General features: G+C 70.8%; 13 protein-coding genes. 5 read left to right on the top strand and 8 right to left on the bottom strand.

Annotated elements, in window-relative coordinates; all coding sequences use genetic code 11:
* Positions 1 to 22 precede the first annotated feature (22 nt).
* Entirely contained in the window at positions 23 to 1,423 is a 1,401-nt protein-coding gene (locus ACFT32_RS12355; protein ID WP_382488367.1) for an Hsp70 family protein, read from the bottom strand.
* Complete coding sequence (locus ACFT32_RS12350; protein WP_382488881.1) at positions 1,420 to 3,552, bottom strand: Hsp70 family protein; 2,133 nt, start codon at positions 3,550 to 3,552, stop codon at positions 1,420 to 1,422. The genes ACFT32_RS12355 and ACFT32_RS12350 overlap by 4 nt, the downstream gene beginning before the upstream one ends.
* A 218-nt stretch (positions 3,553 to 3,770) precedes the next feature.
* Between ACFT32_RS12350 and ACFT32_RS12345 the strand changes: the two genes are divergently transcribed.
* Together ACFT32_RS12345 and ACFT32_RS12340 are read left to right on the top strand one after the other, a co-directional pair.
* Positions 3,771 to 4,469: a Crp/Fnr family transcriptional regulator gene (locus ACFT32_RS12345; protein ID WP_382488366.1), complete on the top strand. Its 699-nt coding sequence runs from the start codon at positions 3,771 to 3,773 to the stop codon at positions 4,467 to 4,469.
* Positions 4,466 to 5,437, top strand: a complete 972-nt coding sequence (locus ACFT32_RS12340; protein WP_382488365.1) for a hypothetical protein — start codon at positions 4,466 to 4,468, stop codon at positions 5,435 to 5,437. Before ACFT32_RS12345 ends, ACFT32_RS12340 begins: the two co-directional genes overlap by 4 nt.
* Before the next feature lie 553 nt (positions 5,438 to 5,990).
* On the opposite strand, the gene ACFT32_RS12335 is transcribed toward ACFT32_RS12340, so the two are convergent.
* Positions 5,991 to 6,152 carry a hypothetical protein gene (locus ACFT32_RS12335; RefSeq protein WP_382488364.1) on the bottom strand — a complete coding sequence of 54 codons (162 nt, stop codon included), beginning with the start codon at positions 6,150 to 6,152 and terminating at the stop codon, positions 5,991 to 5,993.
* A gap of 210 nt (positions 6,153 to 6,362) precedes the next feature.
* Between ACFT32_RS12335 and ACFT32_RS12330 the strand changes: the two genes are divergently transcribed.
* Positions 6,363 to 6,821, top strand: coding sequence for an SRPBCC family protein (locus tag ACFT32_RS12330; RefSeq protein ID WP_382488363.1), 459 nt, complete (start codon positions 6,363 to 6,365; stop codon positions 6,819 to 6,821).
* Positions 6,822 to 6,910: 89 nt separating this feature from the next.
* Here ACFT32_RS12330 and pstB read toward each other — a convergent pair whose 3' ends face one another.
* The 4 genes from pstB to ACFT32_RS12310 are packed head-to-tail and all read right to left on the bottom strand — an operon-like array spanning position 6,911 to position 10,646.
* Positions 6,911 to 7,825 (bottom strand): phosphate ABC transporter ATP-binding protein PstB, encoded by a 915-nt coding sequence (gene pstB / locus ACFT32_RS12325; RefSeq protein ID WP_382488362.1) that lies wholly within the window; start codon positions 7,823 to 7,825, stop codon positions 6,911 to 6,913.
* 6 nt (positions 7,826 to 7,831) lie between these two features.
* Entirely contained in the window at positions 7,832 to 8,743 is a 912-nt protein-coding gene (gene pstA / locus ACFT32_RS12320; RefSeq protein WP_382488361.1) for a phosphate ABC transporter permease PstA, read from the bottom strand.
* Entirely contained in the window at positions 8,743 to 9,693 is a 951-nt protein-coding gene (gene pstC / locus ACFT32_RS12315) for a phosphate ABC transporter permease subunit PstC (protein ID WP_382488360.1), read from the bottom strand. The genes pstA and pstC overlap by 1 nt, the downstream gene beginning before the upstream one ends.
* Positions 9,690 to 10,646 carry a PstS family phosphate ABC transporter substrate-binding protein gene (locus ACFT32_RS12310; protein WP_382488359.1) on the bottom strand — a complete coding sequence of 319 codons (957 nt, stop codon included), beginning with the start codon at positions 10,644 to 10,646 and terminating at the stop codon, positions 9,690 to 9,692. The genes pstC and ACFT32_RS12310 overlap by 4 nt, the downstream gene beginning before the upstream one ends.
* A gap of 147 nt (positions 10,647 to 10,793) precedes the next feature.
* Between ACFT32_RS12310 and ACFT32_RS12305 the strand changes: the two genes are divergently transcribed.
* A complete protein-coding gene (locus tag ACFT32_RS12305) occupies positions 10,794 to 11,936 on the top strand; it encodes a PP2C family protein-serine/threonine phosphatase (protein ID WP_382488358.1) in 1,143 nt (380 codons plus the stop codon).
* Positions 11,937 to 12,122: 186 nt separating this feature from the next.
* Positions 12,123 to 13,247 carry a hypothetical protein gene (locus tag ACFT32_RS12300; protein WP_382488357.1) on the top strand — a complete coding sequence of 375 codons (1,125 nt, stop codon included), beginning with the start codon at positions 12,123 to 12,125 and terminating at the stop codon, positions 13,245 to 13,247.
* A gap of 38 nt (positions 13,248 to 13,285) precedes the next feature.
* On the opposite strand, the gene ACFT32_RS12295 is transcribed toward ACFT32_RS12300, so the two are convergent.
* Complete coding sequence (locus tag ACFT32_RS12295) at positions 13,286 to 14,257, bottom strand: cupin domain-containing protein (RefSeq protein ID WP_382488356.1); 972 nt, start codon at positions 14,255 to 14,257, stop codon at positions 13,286 to 13,288.
* Positions 14,258 to 14,313: the final 56 nt, after the last annotated feature.

Genomic DNA, 14,313 nt, shown 5'->3' with positions numbered 1-14,313 from the left:
GTTCACCTGCCCGTTCGCCTGCTCAGCCGTCGTCGCCGCGGACCACGGTCAACAGCCACTCCCCGTCCCGCACACGGTCGCCGGGGCGGGCGTGGTGGGCCCGTACCCGTCCCGCCGACGGAGCCGACAGCTGGAGGAGCGAGCCGTCCTCGGCCCGCACCCGGCCGAGGACCGCACCGGCTTCGTACCGGGCGCCGGGCGCCACGTACCAGTCGACAAGGGTCGAGGTGCCCGGGGGCAGGGCCCAGCACAGCGGGGTCCGTCCCGGTACAGGACCGGTCGCCAGGACGGTGCGCACTGCCCTGGCCCTCCCCCAGGCGGCGGCACCCTCCGCGACGGCGGTGCGCGGATCCTCGGCCCGGTGCAGGGGCAGTCCGAGCGCTTCCTCCACATGGGCCGTCAGCCCGGGCAGCCGGCTCGATCCCCCCACGACGACCACGGCGTCGGCCTTCGGCGGTCGGCCGGAGGAGTCCAGGAGAGCGGTCTCGGCCAGCAGCCGTGCACAGCACCCGGTGGTGAGTTCGTACAGCGGCCGGGCGAGCTCCACGACGCGGTCCCGGTGGAGGGTGAAGGTGCGCTCGGCCGGCGTGAACACATCCGACGGGGCGCTCTCGGCCGCGAGCCGGTGCTTGAGCTGCCGTGCGAGATCGAGCAGTTCCATGCGGTGCCGCAGCGCGCGGACGGTCGGCTCGCCCTCGGGCGGCGTGAGAAGTCCGTCCAGCTCCGGGCCGCCCTGCGCCCGCAGTTCGGCAAGAACGATGCCGTCGACGTCCCGTCCCCCGCGTTCCACACCTCCGTGCGCGAGGACCGTGTGCTCCGTGTCGGCGCCGTCCTCGCCCTTTCCGGCGGCCAGACGCACCAGCGCCGTGTCGAAGGTGCCTCCCCCGAAGTCGTGCACCAGGACGGTGGTTCCCGGTGGCAGGGGGCCGCCGGCGAGGGGGGCGAGGGCCGCGGCGACCGGTTCGGGACACAGTTCGACACCGGGCAGACCGGCCGACCGTGCGGCACCGAGCAGTTCGTCGCGCCGCGGATCGGCCGGGCCGTACGTGGCGGGAACGGTGAGCACGGTACGGCTGACGGGTCCGCCGCCCACTCGTTCGGCCTCGGCCCGTACGGCCTGGAAGAGGAGTGAGACGAGGAGTCCGGGCCGGTGTCCGCGCCCCGCGAGGTCCACGGGTGTGCCCCGGCCCAGGGTGCGCTTGATCTCATCGCGGTACGCGGCCGGAGCGAGCCGGCGGCGCCGCTCGGCCGCGGTGCCGACGTACGGCATCGTGCCGTCGAACAGCACGGCGGACGGCCAGCACCATCCGTCGCCGACGGGCTCGCGCAGCCGGTGCACGGTCCCGCCCCTGGCGAGCGCGGCACAGGTGCTGGTGGTGCCGAAGTCGATGGCGAGGACGGATTCCGTGGTCGTACCGCTCATGGGGCTGTCTCCTGCCGCTCGTCGCCGCGGAAGACGCTGTCGGCCACGGGCGGGGCGGCGGTCCGGGTCAGCGTCCAGATGACGGTCGTGCCGTCCGCGAGTCCGGCGGCCAGCCGGCTGCCGTCGGGGGCGAAGGCGAGGCAGAGCGCGTCGCCCTCCACCGGGAGCGCGCGCAGGAGCCGACCGTCCTCGAGGCTCCACAACGTCACCCCCTCTGCCGGGGCACAGGTGGCGAGCAGGCCCGCGGCGGACGAGCAGGTGAAGAAGGTGACGCCCCGCGCCGGCACCTTCATGACACTGTCCCGGCGGTGGCCCGCGACGAACAGGGCGGCCGGCGTGGCGAGGACGGTGGGCCGGGCGTGCTCGCCGAAGAGGTCGTCGTACGCGTCCGCCAGTCTGGTGAAGTCGTCCTGATCCTCGAACTCCTCGAACTTCCGCCAGAAGGAGGGACTGCTCAGTGCGGCGATCTCGTCGTCCAGCAACGCCAGCACGGGGGGTATTCCGTCCGGGAGGCTGTCGGACGCCTTCGGCTCGGCTTCCTCCCAGGTCTCCGTGAGCCACATCGAGTCGAAGCCGATGTCGTCCGGCTCCACCGCGACCAGCAGTCCGCCGTCGTCGGTGAAGACGAGGTCGCCGCCCTCGCCGAGTGAGTCCTCCGCGAACACGGGGGTCTCCTTCTCGTGGTCGAGCACCACCAGTCCGCCGGCCAGGTCCCTGGCGGCGGCCAACGGCTTCGAGGGGGAGAAGGTGACGGCGGTGACGTCGTCGTCGAGTTCCGCGGACGCGCGCTCCCCGCCGGTGCCCAGGTCCCAGACGCTCACGGAGCGGTCCGCGCCGCCCGTGCCGAGGAATCGGCCGTCCGGGCTGAAGGCGACGGCGGTCACGGCCTCCGCGTGCGTCCGCCAGACGGCCCGTCCCGTCGGAGCGGGCATACCGGCCGCGGCCGCGAGGCGGCCCGCGCTCACGGTGACCAGCCAGTCTCCGGTGAACACCTCGTCGTCCACGGCCGCGTGCCAGGCGGTGATCCGGCCACCGGCATCCGCCACCAGCTGGTGCAGGGAGCCGTCCGGCACCCGGACCCGGGCCAGCAGATCGCCTTCCGCGAACGCCGTCCCCGCCTCGATCCGCCGTTCGACGAGAACGCCGCGGCCTCCGGGCAGATCCCAGGTGAGCGGTACCGCTCCCGCGGCGGGGCGGCGAGGGCGGGCGGTGCGGCGCGCGCTGTACACGGCTCGGACACAGGCTCCCCGCACGACCGCGTGCGAGGGGCGCTCGACGGCCCGCATCGGGACGCCGAGCCGTTGCGTGAGATGGCTCAGCACCACCGGGTTTTCCCCGCCGCCGCCTACCGGGAGCACCGCGGTGACCCGACCCGGCTCCACGCGTGCGGTGGCCATGGCCTCCTCGCAGCACGCCACGGCCCGGTCGAGGAAGGGTGCCGCGATCTCGGCGAAGCGGTCGGCGTCCGCCGCCGCGAGGCCCGGGGCGCCGTCCGCGCCGAGCGTGGCCGAGACCGCGCCCTCGATGTCCCGCATCCCGCAGCCGTCCAGCGTGAGATGACCGAGCACGTCGTGATCGGCCCGGCCGGGGCCGCGCATACGGACGAGCGCCGCCGTGAAGGTCGAGCCGCCCAGGTCGTGGACGAGGACCAGGTCGCCGTCCCGCAACCGTCCCCCGTCCCCGAGGGCGAGGACCGCGGCGACCGGTTCGGCCAGGAACTCGACCGTCGTGAGCCCCGCCCGCCGGGTGGCGGAGAGCATCCCCGCGCGACGCGGATCGACCGCGCCGATTCCCGCCGGGACGGTCAGCAGAGCCGTGGTCACAGGCCTGTCCTCGATCGCCTCCGCCTGGTCCCGCAGCACTCGCAGGAGAGCCCCCACCAGTTCGTCCGGCAGCCAGGACCGCTCCCCCGCCCGGATCCGGGCCCGGCGGCCGAGGTCCGCAGGCAACTCCCCGCGGAGCGCTTCCGGCCGCCGGCGGCCCCGTCGTACGGCGGCCTCCCCGACGAGGAGGCCGGTCCCGTCCGCGAACACCGCGGTGGGCCAGTCCGCCGTGCCGCCGACGGGGTCGCGGAGCGTCCGTATCCGGGTGCCCATGAGGAGGGCGGCCCGGGTGACGGTTGCACCCATGTCCACGCACAGCACCGGTTCCTCCACCGCCGCACCCCCACCCGTGTCTGCCGGCCCAGTGGCCGCCCACCGGTCTACTTGGATCGGGGCCGGACGCCTTTTGTTCCCGTCCGCTCGTGATCGTCGTGTTTCTCGTGGTGCGTGCCGTCGTCCGCCGGAAGTGCCAGTTGTGCTCATGGGCTTGCACGACTCCCGTCCCCCGGGCTCAACTTGGGAACATGAGCCAGCCCGAGTGGCCCGCCGGTCGGCGAGGTGCGGGTGCCCTGCTGCCCCAGCTGCCCGCCGCCGCCGTGGCGGAACTGCGGGGCATCGGACGCCGGGTGACGTACCGTCCGGGCGCCGTCCTGCTCACCGAGGGGGAGCGGTCGCGGCACGCACTGCTGCTGTGGGCGGGCTGGGTCAAGGTCGTGGCCGCCCGGGGCCGCCCGCAGCCGACGCTGCTCGCCCTGCGGGGGCCGGGCGACATGGTGGGAGAGCTGGGGGCACTGGACGGCCGTCCGCGCACCGCGTCGGTACTGGCCCTGTCGCCGGTGACCGCCCTGCTGGTGGCGGAGCGCGATCTGCACGGCTGGCTCCGCCGGGTCCCGGAGGCCGGACTGGTACTGCACCAGTACATGAGCTCCAAACTGCGCGAGGCCACGCGATTCCGGTTGCGGGCGACGGACCCGGTGGAGATGCGGACCGCCGGGCTGCTGCGTTCGCTGTCCGGCTCGTACGGGAGCGAGGAGGCAGGCGGCACACTGATCACCGCGCCGCTCACCCAGCAGGAGATCGCCGCCCTGGTCGGCGCGTCCCGGGCCCAGGTACAGCGCGCGCTCGCCGCCCTGCGCGACGCCGGGACCATCAGCACCGGGTACCGCAGCATCGTGATCCTGGACGGGGACGGGTTGGCCCGTCTGGCGGGGGAGGCCGGATGAACGCGGGGACGGCATGGCCGGGAGGCGTCAGGCGCCTGGCGTTCGTGGTGGACACCGCGGACTCCGGGGCACGCACGGTGCCCCGGCAGGCAGCCGCCCAGGAGCGGCTGCTGGCTGCCTTGCAGGAGGCATGCGCGGCGGCCGGGATCGACCGGGACACCTGTGACCGGCAGGACCAGGGCGACGGCGAGTTGCTGATCCTGCCGCCCGGGGTCGTGGAGACCACGGCGGTGCCGGAGCTTCTGCGGGTCCTGACACTGGCGCTGCGACGCGACAACCTGGGCCGTACGGAACCCGAGCGGCTGCGGGTACGGACCGCGGCCGCGGTCGGCATCGTGCACCGCTCGGCGCTGGGCTTCGCGGGAGACGGCGTCGTCGAGGCCTGTCGGCTGGTCGACGCGGCGGCCCTGAAGGAAGCCTTCCGCGCGGCGCCGTGGGCGGAGGTGAGTTTCGCGGTCGGCGAGGAGCTCTACCGGGATCTGGTACGGCACGGCTACGACGGCCTGCCCCCGGCCGGCTTTCAGCCGCTGATGCCGGTCGTGGACGGACGTCCCCTCCGCGCCTGGCTCAGTCTGTTCGGGCCCGGCGGTGAGCTGTCCCACGGCCCCGGCCTGCCCGCCGCTCACAGCCGGCCGGCCGACAGCACCCCGGTGACGGCCTCCGCCTCGCGGGCCGCGGGCAGGTGGATCGAACCGCGGTTCGATCTTGGCGCGCCCTTCACGACCGTGGCCCTCTGGGGCCTGGAGCACCAAGGCGGTCAGGGCGGGGACACCGAGGGACACCGGGGCCACGAAGACGAAGGCCGGCAGGCGCGTCACGAGCACATGGTCGAACCGGAGGATCCGCACGAACAGCCGGACGCGTTCCACGGCTCCGACATCGGCATGTACGAAGACAACGGGACCATCGCGGCGGACAGTTGGGAAGGCGACGACCCCTCCTCGCCCGATGACGAGGGCTGGTCCTGAGCCGTCAGCTGTCCCAGCAGCGCGGACCCGCCGAGCAGCAGTTCGCAGCGCACCGCGGACTCGGGGATGTTCAGCGCCATGGCCGTCTCCTGGCACGTCAGCCCGATCCGGTACCGCAGCACGATCACGGCACGTGTCTCGGCGTGCAGGACGATCAGCGGGGGACGTCCCGGCGGGTGGGTGCCCGCCGCTGGAGCCCGCACCGGACCGGCTGGGCGAGCCCGTCGCTGGGCAGCCGAAGCGACCGCTCCGAACAACCGGATCCGGTCGGCCGTCGCATCCTCCGCGCAAGCCGCCCTCAGCCCGTCCCGCAGTGCGTTTCGTACGTCGCCCGCACCGCCGCAGGTGATGAGCGCGGCCAAGGCGACGAGTTCCCCGCGCTCGGAGTCGATCAGTCGTGCGGCTTCCCTCTCGTCGATGCGCATGGCTCTCCTGTCTGTGCCCACGGGCGGAACCGGATCTGCCCAGGACGGTAGGGCGAAGCCGTCCGCCCCCGCACGGTCAAATGCCTCGCATGAGCCCGTGCCGCTCGGCCGCGGGACACGCCGGAGCCTCAGTCGTCGTCGGCGGGCCGGGGGCAGGGGTCCGGGACGAGGGCGTTGTGATCGTGGATGTAGTCGTCCATGGACAGGTAGCCCTGGTGATCGGCGGCCTCGATCACATCGTCGGAGGTGTACTCCCCGTCGTCCCAGGTATCGATCGTCGGTTCCGTCATGTCGTCATTCCCCTCATGGCTTGCGAGATCGCCGGCGGTTCACGGATGTCGGCCGGGCAACTCCTTGGACTCCGGGCGACAGGCCGATGTTCCCGGGCGGTTGGGCCCTTCGGGTGTGTACGGAGCAGAACCGCACGGGCCGGCGGTCGGGCGGGCATCTTCCGGAGAGAGTCGCGGGCACGCTACGGCTCAAGCGATCGAGGAGGGCTCATGTCAGGACAGTTCGAAGCGACCATCGAGATCGATCGACCGGTCGAGGCGGTCTTCGACTATCTCGCCGACGGACGCAACGATCCGCAGTTCAGCCCCCGCGTGCTCAAGATCGAGCGGGTTCCGGATACCCCGACCGCCGTGGGGACGGTCTTCCGCAGCACGGTCAAGGACGCCGGGATGAAGACAGCCAGGGAGTTCCGCATCACCGACCTGGAAGCCCCGGTGAGGATCCGGTGGGCCGAGGTGTCGAAGAACAGTGTGACGGCCGACGAAGGCGGCTACGACCTGGAGCCTCTGGCCGGTGACAGGACACAGGTCCGGATTTTCAACGTCCTGGAGGGCCACGGTTTCGGCAAGCTCCTCGTCCAACTGGCCCTCGCTGCCGCCCGCAAGGATGCCGCGAGTTTCGGCGCCCGGATCAAGGCGGCAGCCGAAGCGGCGATCTATCCGCGCTGAGGTCTCGGACAGGCGTGCAGGGCAGGGATCCGGGCACCTGCCGGCACCACTGCGGGCCTCCGTGACGGGTGCCGGTGGGGCCGCGGGCATCAGCCGAAGCGCCCGGAGATGTAGTCCTCGGTGCGTTGGTCGGAGGGGGTGGAGAAGATCCGCTCCGTCTCGTCGTACTCGACGAGCCGGCCGTGCCGTTCGCCGTTGTCGTCGACTTCCGCCGTGAAGAAGGCGGTGCGGTCCGAGACGCGGGCGGCCTGCTGCATGTTGTGCGTGACGACGACGATCGTGAACTCCTGGGCCAGGTGTTCCATGAGGTCCTCGATCTTCGCGGTGGCGATGGGGTCCAGCGCCGAGCAGGGCTCGTCCATGAGGATCACCTCGGGCTCCACCGCGATGGTGCGGGCGATGCACAGCCGCTGCTGCTGGCCGCCGGACAGCGCCAGCGCGGAGGTCTTGAGCTTGTCCTTGACCTCGTCCCACAGCGCCGCGTGGGTGAGGGTCTCCTCGACCAGATCGTCGAGGTTGCCCTTGAAGCCACCGACGCGCGGCCCGTACGCGATGTTGTCGTAGATCGACTTGGGGAAGGGGTTCGGCTTCTGGAAGACCATGCCGATGCGGCGGCGCACCTCGATGGGGTCGACTTCCTTCCCGTACAGGTTTTCGTTGTGGTAGCGGATCTTGCCGGTCACCCGGGCCGTGGGGATGAGGTCGTTCATCCGGTTGAAGCAGCGGATCATGGTGGATTTGCCGCAGCCGGAGGGGCCGATCATCGCCGTGATCTGACGGTCGACGATGGTCATGTTGACGTCGCGGACGGCCTCGAGGTCGCCGTAGAACACGGACAGGCTGCCTACCTCGAAGACCGGGGTCGCCAGTGGCGGGGCATCAAAAGAGGCCTGACTGCCACTCGTGGAGTCGGGGGCGTCGGAGCGGGAGGCCGCGGAGGGCGGCGCGGGCCGAAGGACCCGCTGCCGAAGGCGGTGGAGGCGGCGAGGGGGCTGTGGGGTCATGGCGCGTCACCAGCGGCGGGAGTAGTGGTTGCGGAGCCAGATGGCCAGTGAGTTCATGACCAGCAGGATCACCAGGAGGATCACGATCGCGGCGGCCGCGAGTGAGACGAATTCGGCACGGGACTGGCTGATCCAGTTGAAGATCTGGATCGGCAGCACCGTGAAGGCGCTGTCCGGGCCGCTGGGGTTGAACGTGATGAACGTCAGCCCGCCGAGCAGCAGCAGCGGCGCCGCCTCGCCGATGGCGCGGGACAGGGCGAGGATCGAACCGGTCGCCATGCCGGGCACGGCGGCGGGCAGCACCTGGCGCCAGATGGTCTGCCACTGAGTGGCACCCAGCGCCAGGGAAGCCTCGCGGATGGACTGCGGTACGGCGCGGATCGCCTCCCGGGCGGCGATGATCACGGTGGGCAGGACCAGCAGCGACAGCGTGAGCGAGGCGGTGAGCACGGTCTGCCCGAATCCGAGGCCGCGGGAGATGATGCCGAGCCCGAGGATGCCGTAGACGATCGACGGCACCGCCGCCAGGTTCTGGATGTTGATCTCGATCGCACGGTTCCACCAACGTCCGGGGGCGGCGTATTCCTCCAGGTAGATGGCGGTGAGGATGCCGACGGGCAGGCAGTACAGCGCGGTGAAGGCGATGACCCAGATGGTGCCCGTGATCGCCGACTGGGCGCCGGCCTGTGACGGGTCGATGATGTCGGGGAAGTTCGTGAGGATCCGCGAGTCCAGCCGGGGCCACGCCTCCACCACGACGTAGACGAGCAGGGAGCCGAGGAAGACGACACCGACGGCGAGTGAGGCCCACAGGCTCAGCTGGAAGAACCGCTCCCGCCACGGAGTGCCGTCGCCCTTGAGCCGGCGCACCTCCGGGACGTCGGCTTCCGGCCCCTCGTCGAGGACGCGCGTGTCCATCACTCGTACACCTCCCGGTACTTGCGCACCAGGCGAATGCTGACGAGGTTCATCACCAGCGTCATCGCGAACAGCAGCGAGCCCACCGCGAAGATCGTCTGGTAGCCGATGGAACCGGTCGGCAGGTCGCCGATGCCGGCCGCGGCGATGAACGCGGTCATCGTCTGCATGCCTTCGAGCGGGTTGAAGGACAGGTTGGGCCTGCCGCCCGCGGCAATGGCGACGATCAACGTCTCGCCGATCGCGCGCGAGACACCCAGCACGATCGCGGCGATGATGCCGGACAGCGCGGCCGGGAAGACGACCCGGGTGGAGACCTGCATCCGGGACGATCCAAGGGCGAAGGCGCCGTCGCGCAGGTCGTTCGGTACGGCGTTCATGGCGTCCTCGGAGAGCGACGCGATGGTCGGGATGATCATGATGCCCATGACGAAGCCCGCCGAGAGCGCGTTGAACACCTGGGGCCCCTCGCCGGCCGGCCAGATGTCCTGCAACAGCGGGGTGATGGCCTGCAGTGCGAAGAACCCGTACACGACGGTGGGGATACCGGCGAGTACCTCGAGGATCGGCTTGAAGACCAGGCGGACCCGAGGTCTGGCGTACTCGCTCAGGTACACCGCCGCGCCCAGGCCCAGAGGCACGGCGACCAGCAGCGCGATCAGCGTGACCATCAGAGTGCCGGTGACCAGGGGCAGTACGCCGAAGTGCGGCGGCTTGAACAGCGGCGACCAGGTGGTGCCGGTGATGAAGTCGCCGAAGCTCACCTTGCCGAAGAAGTCCGTGGCGGGCGGGATGAGGGCGATGACGATGCCGACGGTGGTCAGCACCGACACCAGTGAGGCGGCGACGAGCAGCACCTTGATGGCTTTCTCGCCGTAGCGCGGCTGGGACCGCTTGAGGAAGCCGGGGCTCCCTGAAGCGGCCGTACCCCTGCTGCGCGTGAAGGTCATGCCCCGTGCTGCTCCCGCAGATTGTCCCAGTTCTTGTCGAGCTCGGTCTGCTGCTCCTGGTTCAGCGGTACGAACTGCGCCTTTTCCGCGATCTCGGCACTGTTCTGCACGTAGTACTCGACAAATGCCTCGACCTCAGACTTGTCCAGCGAGGACGCCTTCGGGTAGATGAACAGCGGCCGGGAGAGCGGCTTGTAGCTGCCGTTCTGCACGGTCTTGGTGGTAGGAGCGACACAGCCGTCTCCGTCGTCGACCTTGACGAGTTTCAGTTCGTCCTTGTTCTCCTCGTAGTACGACAGGCCGAAGTAGCCCATGCCGCCCCTGGAGCCGGACACGCCCTGCACGGTGACGTTGTCGTCCTCGCTCGGCGAGTAGTCCGTACGGGAGGCGCCCTCCTCACCGTTGACGGCCTCGGTGAAGTAGTCGAAGGTGCCCGAATCGGTGCCGGGGCCGAAGAGCTCCAGTTTCTCGTCCGGGAATTTGGAGTCGACCTGGTTCCAGTTGTTCACCTTCGAGCCGGGCTCCCAGATCTTCTTCAACTGCGCCACGGTCAGGCACTCGGCGAAGTCGTTGTCCTTGTTCACCACGATCGACAGCCCGTCGTTGGCGATCTGGAGTTCCTCGTACTGAATACCGTTCTTCTCGCAGGCCGCCTTCTCGTCGCTCTCGATCGGGCGCGAGGCATCGGAGATGTCGGTCTCGCCCGCACAGAACTTCTCGAATCCGCCGCCCGTACCCGACGTGCCCACAGTCACCCTGACGTCGGGGTTCTCGCCTTGGAACAGTTGGGCCGCGGCCGTGGACAGCGGAGCCACCGTGCTGGAGCCGTCCACCCGGATGGTGCCGGACAGGTCGCCTTCGACAGCACCTTCGCCGGCACTGAGGTCATCGCTGGAACCACCACACGCACTCGCTGTCAGCAGGGCAGCGGCCATCAGTGCCACAGGGGTCACGGATCTGCGCAACGACGTGTGAATGTCCACGTGACTCCCGATCCTCGCGTCAATTCCCCCTTCGGCCACTATGAACCAGATGGACAAAGCTCACGACTCGGACATTCCGCCGAGTCAGTCACGGGCAAAGAGGTGTATCCAGGTTCCATGGGGCCTCGACGGCTGCCCGGCAGCCCCCGCCGATCACGAGAGTCGCGTCAGGCTCTGCTGGCGGTTCCACTCGCGCTCATCGTCATCGTCACGGTGGGCGACATCCTTGCTCCCCCCGAAGTGCACCTCGGCCCCTTCCTGGCCGCCGCACCCGCGATCACCGCGACGTTCGCAGGACCCAGGACCACGGCGTGCGTCGGCGCTCTGGCGGTTCTGGCCCAGGCTGTCGTCGCCACGGTGCGCACCAGCCTCACCGACCTCAACCACAGTCTCCAGCTCTCCGCCCTGGTCCTGATCTCGGTGTTCGTCACGCTCTTCGCCCTCCGGCGCGAGCGGCACGAGCAGGAACTGACGCAGCTGCGCTCGGTGGCCGAGGCCGCGCAGCAGGTCGTTCTGCGACCGCTGCCGCGCCGGATCGGCCCCCTGCGCATCGCCTCGGCCTACCTGGCCGCCGAAGCCGAGGCACAGATCGGCGGCGACCTCTTCGCCGCGGCGCGTACCTCCCAGGGGACCCGGTTCATCGTCGGAGACGTCCGCGGCAAGGGAATGGAGGCGATCGGGGACGCCGCCCTCCTCCTCGGCGCCTTCCGCGCCGCCGCCCACCGGCAGGCCGGCCTTCCCGCACTGGTCGCCCATCTGGAGGGAACCGTCTCCTCGGACCTGGACGACCCGGAAGCGGCCGAGTTCGGCACCACGGCCCTCAGCGAGGGGTTCATCACCGCCGCGGTCCTCGACATCCCCGACGACTCTCCGGTCGTCCACCTGATCAACTGCGGCCACCCGCCGCCCTTGCTGCTGCACCAGGGCCGCATCACCACGCTCGAGGTGGCCACGCCGCTCCCGCCACTGGGCCTCACCGAGTTCGCCGACTCCTCCTTCACCGCGGAGACCTTTCCCTTCGAACCCGGCGACACCCTTCTGCTGTACACAGACGGCGTCAGCGAGGCCCGCGACACGGCCGGGACCTTCTACCCGCTGGCCGAGCGCATGCGCGCCGCCCCCAGGGGTGAGCCTCAGCGTCTTCTGCGCCATCTCCGCGAAGACCTCCTCGCCCACACCCCGAAGAGGTACCTGGATGACGACGCTGCCATGGTGGCGATCGAACGCGAGGCGAGCTGTCGGCGGGACGACGGTCCATGACCCGTGCGGGATGCCGGCTGTGGCTGGGCGCCTTACCAGACCGCCCCGCGCACGGGTCCGGAAGAGCGAAACGACGCCGGGCACGCCGGTCGCGGGACCAAGCTGCTCCCAGCGACGAGAGCCGGGGGGAACGTGCGGGCGATTCTGGCGGGGGCGGTACTTCTGGTGTGCCTGAGCACGCCGCTGATGGGAGGCTTGCAGCAGCCACGGCTCAGGTCGAAGCGGCTGAAACCCGAATACTCGGCAGGGGCGCCGTTGGCGGTGGGGCTCGGCTCCTGGGTGATGTGGGTGCTGATGTTCCCGGTGCTCCGCGTCGGTTTCACCGACACCAGGAACACCTGGATATGCGTCGCGTTGCTCGTGCTGTGCGTACTGGTCGCCCGGCCGATGGTCCGGATGGTGGCGCCCGCGCGGCTCAAGGGGAGCCGGATACTGGTCGCGGCACGGGCGGTGGGCCTCTGCTGCGTGGTGGCGGGCGTCATGGCACCACTGGAGACGGAGGTCGACAAGCAGCCCATGGCCGGGATGACCGTGGTCTACGCGACGACCGCCGCCGTACTGGGTCTGATGCGGATCGTGGACCACGGCTACTTTCCGCTGGTCCTGCTGCGGACGGCGCTGTGGAAGGCGCTCCTGGCCGTCGTGACCGGGTACTGGATCCACCACACGGGCGGCACCCTCGTCCCCGGCCCGGACGACGCCACCCCCGGGACGCTGCTGCTCGCCGTCCTGTGGTGGTCGCTGGTGGGGCTGTCCGCCGGCTGCGCGGTGGCCGCCGTCGTCCGCCTGGTGCGCTGGCTGAGGACCGGACCGCCGGCCCGCCCCGCGCCCCCCGGAGTGACGTCCTGGCCACCGGCCGTCGGCGATGTGTGGACGGCCGAGCTCACCCACGACGACAACACCTACAAGGAGCGTCCGGTGGTCGTGCTGGAACGCACCCCCGGCTTCGTCCGCGTGCTCGGCATCACCAGCGTCGACAAGTCCGACCGGCGGCGCGGCTATCTGAAGCTCCGCCTGCCCGAGTGGGAGGGCGTACTGCGGAAGGACGGCTGGCTGAACCTGGAGATCGCGCACATCCCGTACTGCGACTTCCTCTGGCGGCGCGGGGAGTGCCCGGACCGGGCGTGGGACGTGCTGTGCGGGAAGGCCGACGTACGGGAGCGGTCCGCGAAGGCAGGTCCGGCCCCGGGGTTCACCTTCCGCCACCGGCTGCGGTCAGCGATGAACGCGCACGTCGGCCGTGACTCGCGCACGGTCCGCGCCGGCACCGACAGCCGGGTGCGCAGGGTGTGGACGCGGGAAAGGGTCTGACCCGCTGCCCGGTGCGGTCGTCGGCAGCAGGGGCCTGTTCATGGGGGCTGCTTCTCTGCCCCGCCTCTTGTGCGGAACCGGGCCCGGTGCTGTTGCGGGGTGATCCCGCGCTCTCGTTTGAACGCGGTGCTGAGGGCGGAGGCGCTGGCGTAGCCGACCCGTCGAGCCACGGCCTCGATCGTCACCTCTGGTTCCCGGAGCAGGTCGGCTGCCATGTCCAGCCGCCAGTCGGCGAGGTAGGCGATCGGCGCTTGGCCGACGAGCTCTGTGAAGCGGCGGGCGAGCGTCGCGCGCGAGACCCCGGCTTCCGAGGCGAGGGCGCCCACCGTCCAGGGCGAGGCGGGATCGCTGTGCAAGTGGCGCAGGGCCCGGCCCACGACAGGGTCGGACAGGGCGCGGTACCAGGCCGGGGCTCCCGTCCCGGCCTGCGCGAACCACGCTCGGAGCGAGGTGACCAGAAGCAGGTCCAGCAGCCTGTCCAAGACGACCTGCTGACCGGGTTCCTCCCGGACGACTTCCTCGGCGAGCAACCCGACCGGGTCGATGGGGCGCTGAGGATCATGAGGCAGCACCAGCACCGGCGGCAGAGCGCGCAGGAGTCTGTTGCTGACTTCGCCGGTCATCTGGTACTTACCGATCAACATCACGGTCGCATCGCGGGGAACGTCGTTTCCCCAGGTGCGAGGGCCCAGATCAACGACCTCGCGCAGGTGTTGACCCGACGGTGTCGTGCGATGGGGGCCCGGGCGGACGACCGTCCGGACGGGTGTGGAGGGAGTGTCGGCGAAGGTGTAGGGGGCCGGCCCGCGCATCAGCGCGACGCTGCCGGGGCTGAGGCATCTGGCCGCACCGGCCTCGGGCATGACCCAGGCCGCGCCGTGAGCGAGGGCCACGACGCTCAGCGGGGCCGCGTCTTCCACCCGGACCGACCAGGGCGGGCTCAGGACGGAACGCAGGATGAAGGCGCCCTGGGCTCTGGGGCCGGCCAAGAGGCCGGACAGTGCGTCCATGGGACCCCAGGTTAGACGCTCAAGCACGAAAACGAGCTTCTCAGCTATTCAGCGTC

This window comes from Streptomyces sp. NPDC057002 (genome assembly GCF_042673825.1).
Lineage (GTDB): Bacteria > Actinomycetota > Actinomycetes > Streptomycetales > Streptomycetaceae > Streptomyces.
The sequence above is the reverse complement of the archived record's forward strand: the minus strand, read 5'-3'. Positions and strand labels throughout refer to the sequence as shown.

Excerpts from the sequence above, each read along its gene's own strand:
- ACFT32_RS12355 (WP_382488367.1), bottom strand. The coding sequence starts at position 1,423 with ATGAGCGGTACGACCACGGAATCCGTCCTCGCCATCGACTTCGGCACC.
- ACFT32_RS12350 (WP_382488881.1), bottom strand. The coding sequence starts at position 3,552 with ATGGGTGCAACCGTCACCCGGGCCGCCCTCCTCATGGGCACCCGGATA.
- ACFT32_RS12345 (WP_382488366.1), top strand. The coding sequence starts at position 3,771 with ATGAGCCAGCCCGAGTGGCCCGCCGGTCGGCGAGGTGCGGGTGCCCTG.
- ACFT32_RS12340 (WP_382488365.1), top strand. The coding sequence starts at position 4,466 with ATGAACGCGGGGACGGCATGGCCGGGAGGCGTCAGGCGCCTGGCGTTC.
- ACFT32_RS12335 (WP_382488364.1), bottom strand. The coding sequence starts at position 6,152 with ATGACGGAACCGACGATCGATACCTGGGACGACGGGGAGTACACCTCC.
- ACFT32_RS12330 (WP_382488363.1), top strand. The coding sequence starts at position 6,363 with ATGTCAGGACAGTTCGAAGCGACCATCGAGATCGATCGACCGGTCGAG.
- pstB (WP_382488362.1), bottom strand. The coding sequence starts at position 7,825 with ATGACCCCACAGCCCCCTCGCCGCCTCCACCGCCTTCGGCAGCGGGTC.
- pstA (WP_382488361.1), bottom strand. The coding sequence starts at position 8,743 with ATGGACACGCGCGTCCTCGACGAGGGGCCGGAAGCCGACGTCCCGGAG.
- pstC (WP_382488360.1), bottom strand. The coding sequence starts at position 9,693 with ATGACCTTCACGCGCAGCAGGGGTACGGCCGCTTCAGGGAGCCCCGGC.
- ACFT32_RS12305 (WP_382488358.1), top strand. The coding sequence starts at position 10,794 with ATGGGGCCTCGACGGCTGCCCGGCAGCCCCCGCCGATCACGAGAGTCG.
- ACFT32_RS12300 (WP_382488357.1), top strand. The coding sequence starts at position 12,123 with ATGGGAGGCTTGCAGCAGCCACGGCTCAGGTCGAAGCGGCTGAAACCC.
- ACFT32_RS12295 (WP_382488356.1), bottom strand. The coding sequence starts at position 14,257 with ATGGACGCACTGTCCGGCCTCTTGGCCGGCCCCAGAGCCCAGGGCGCC.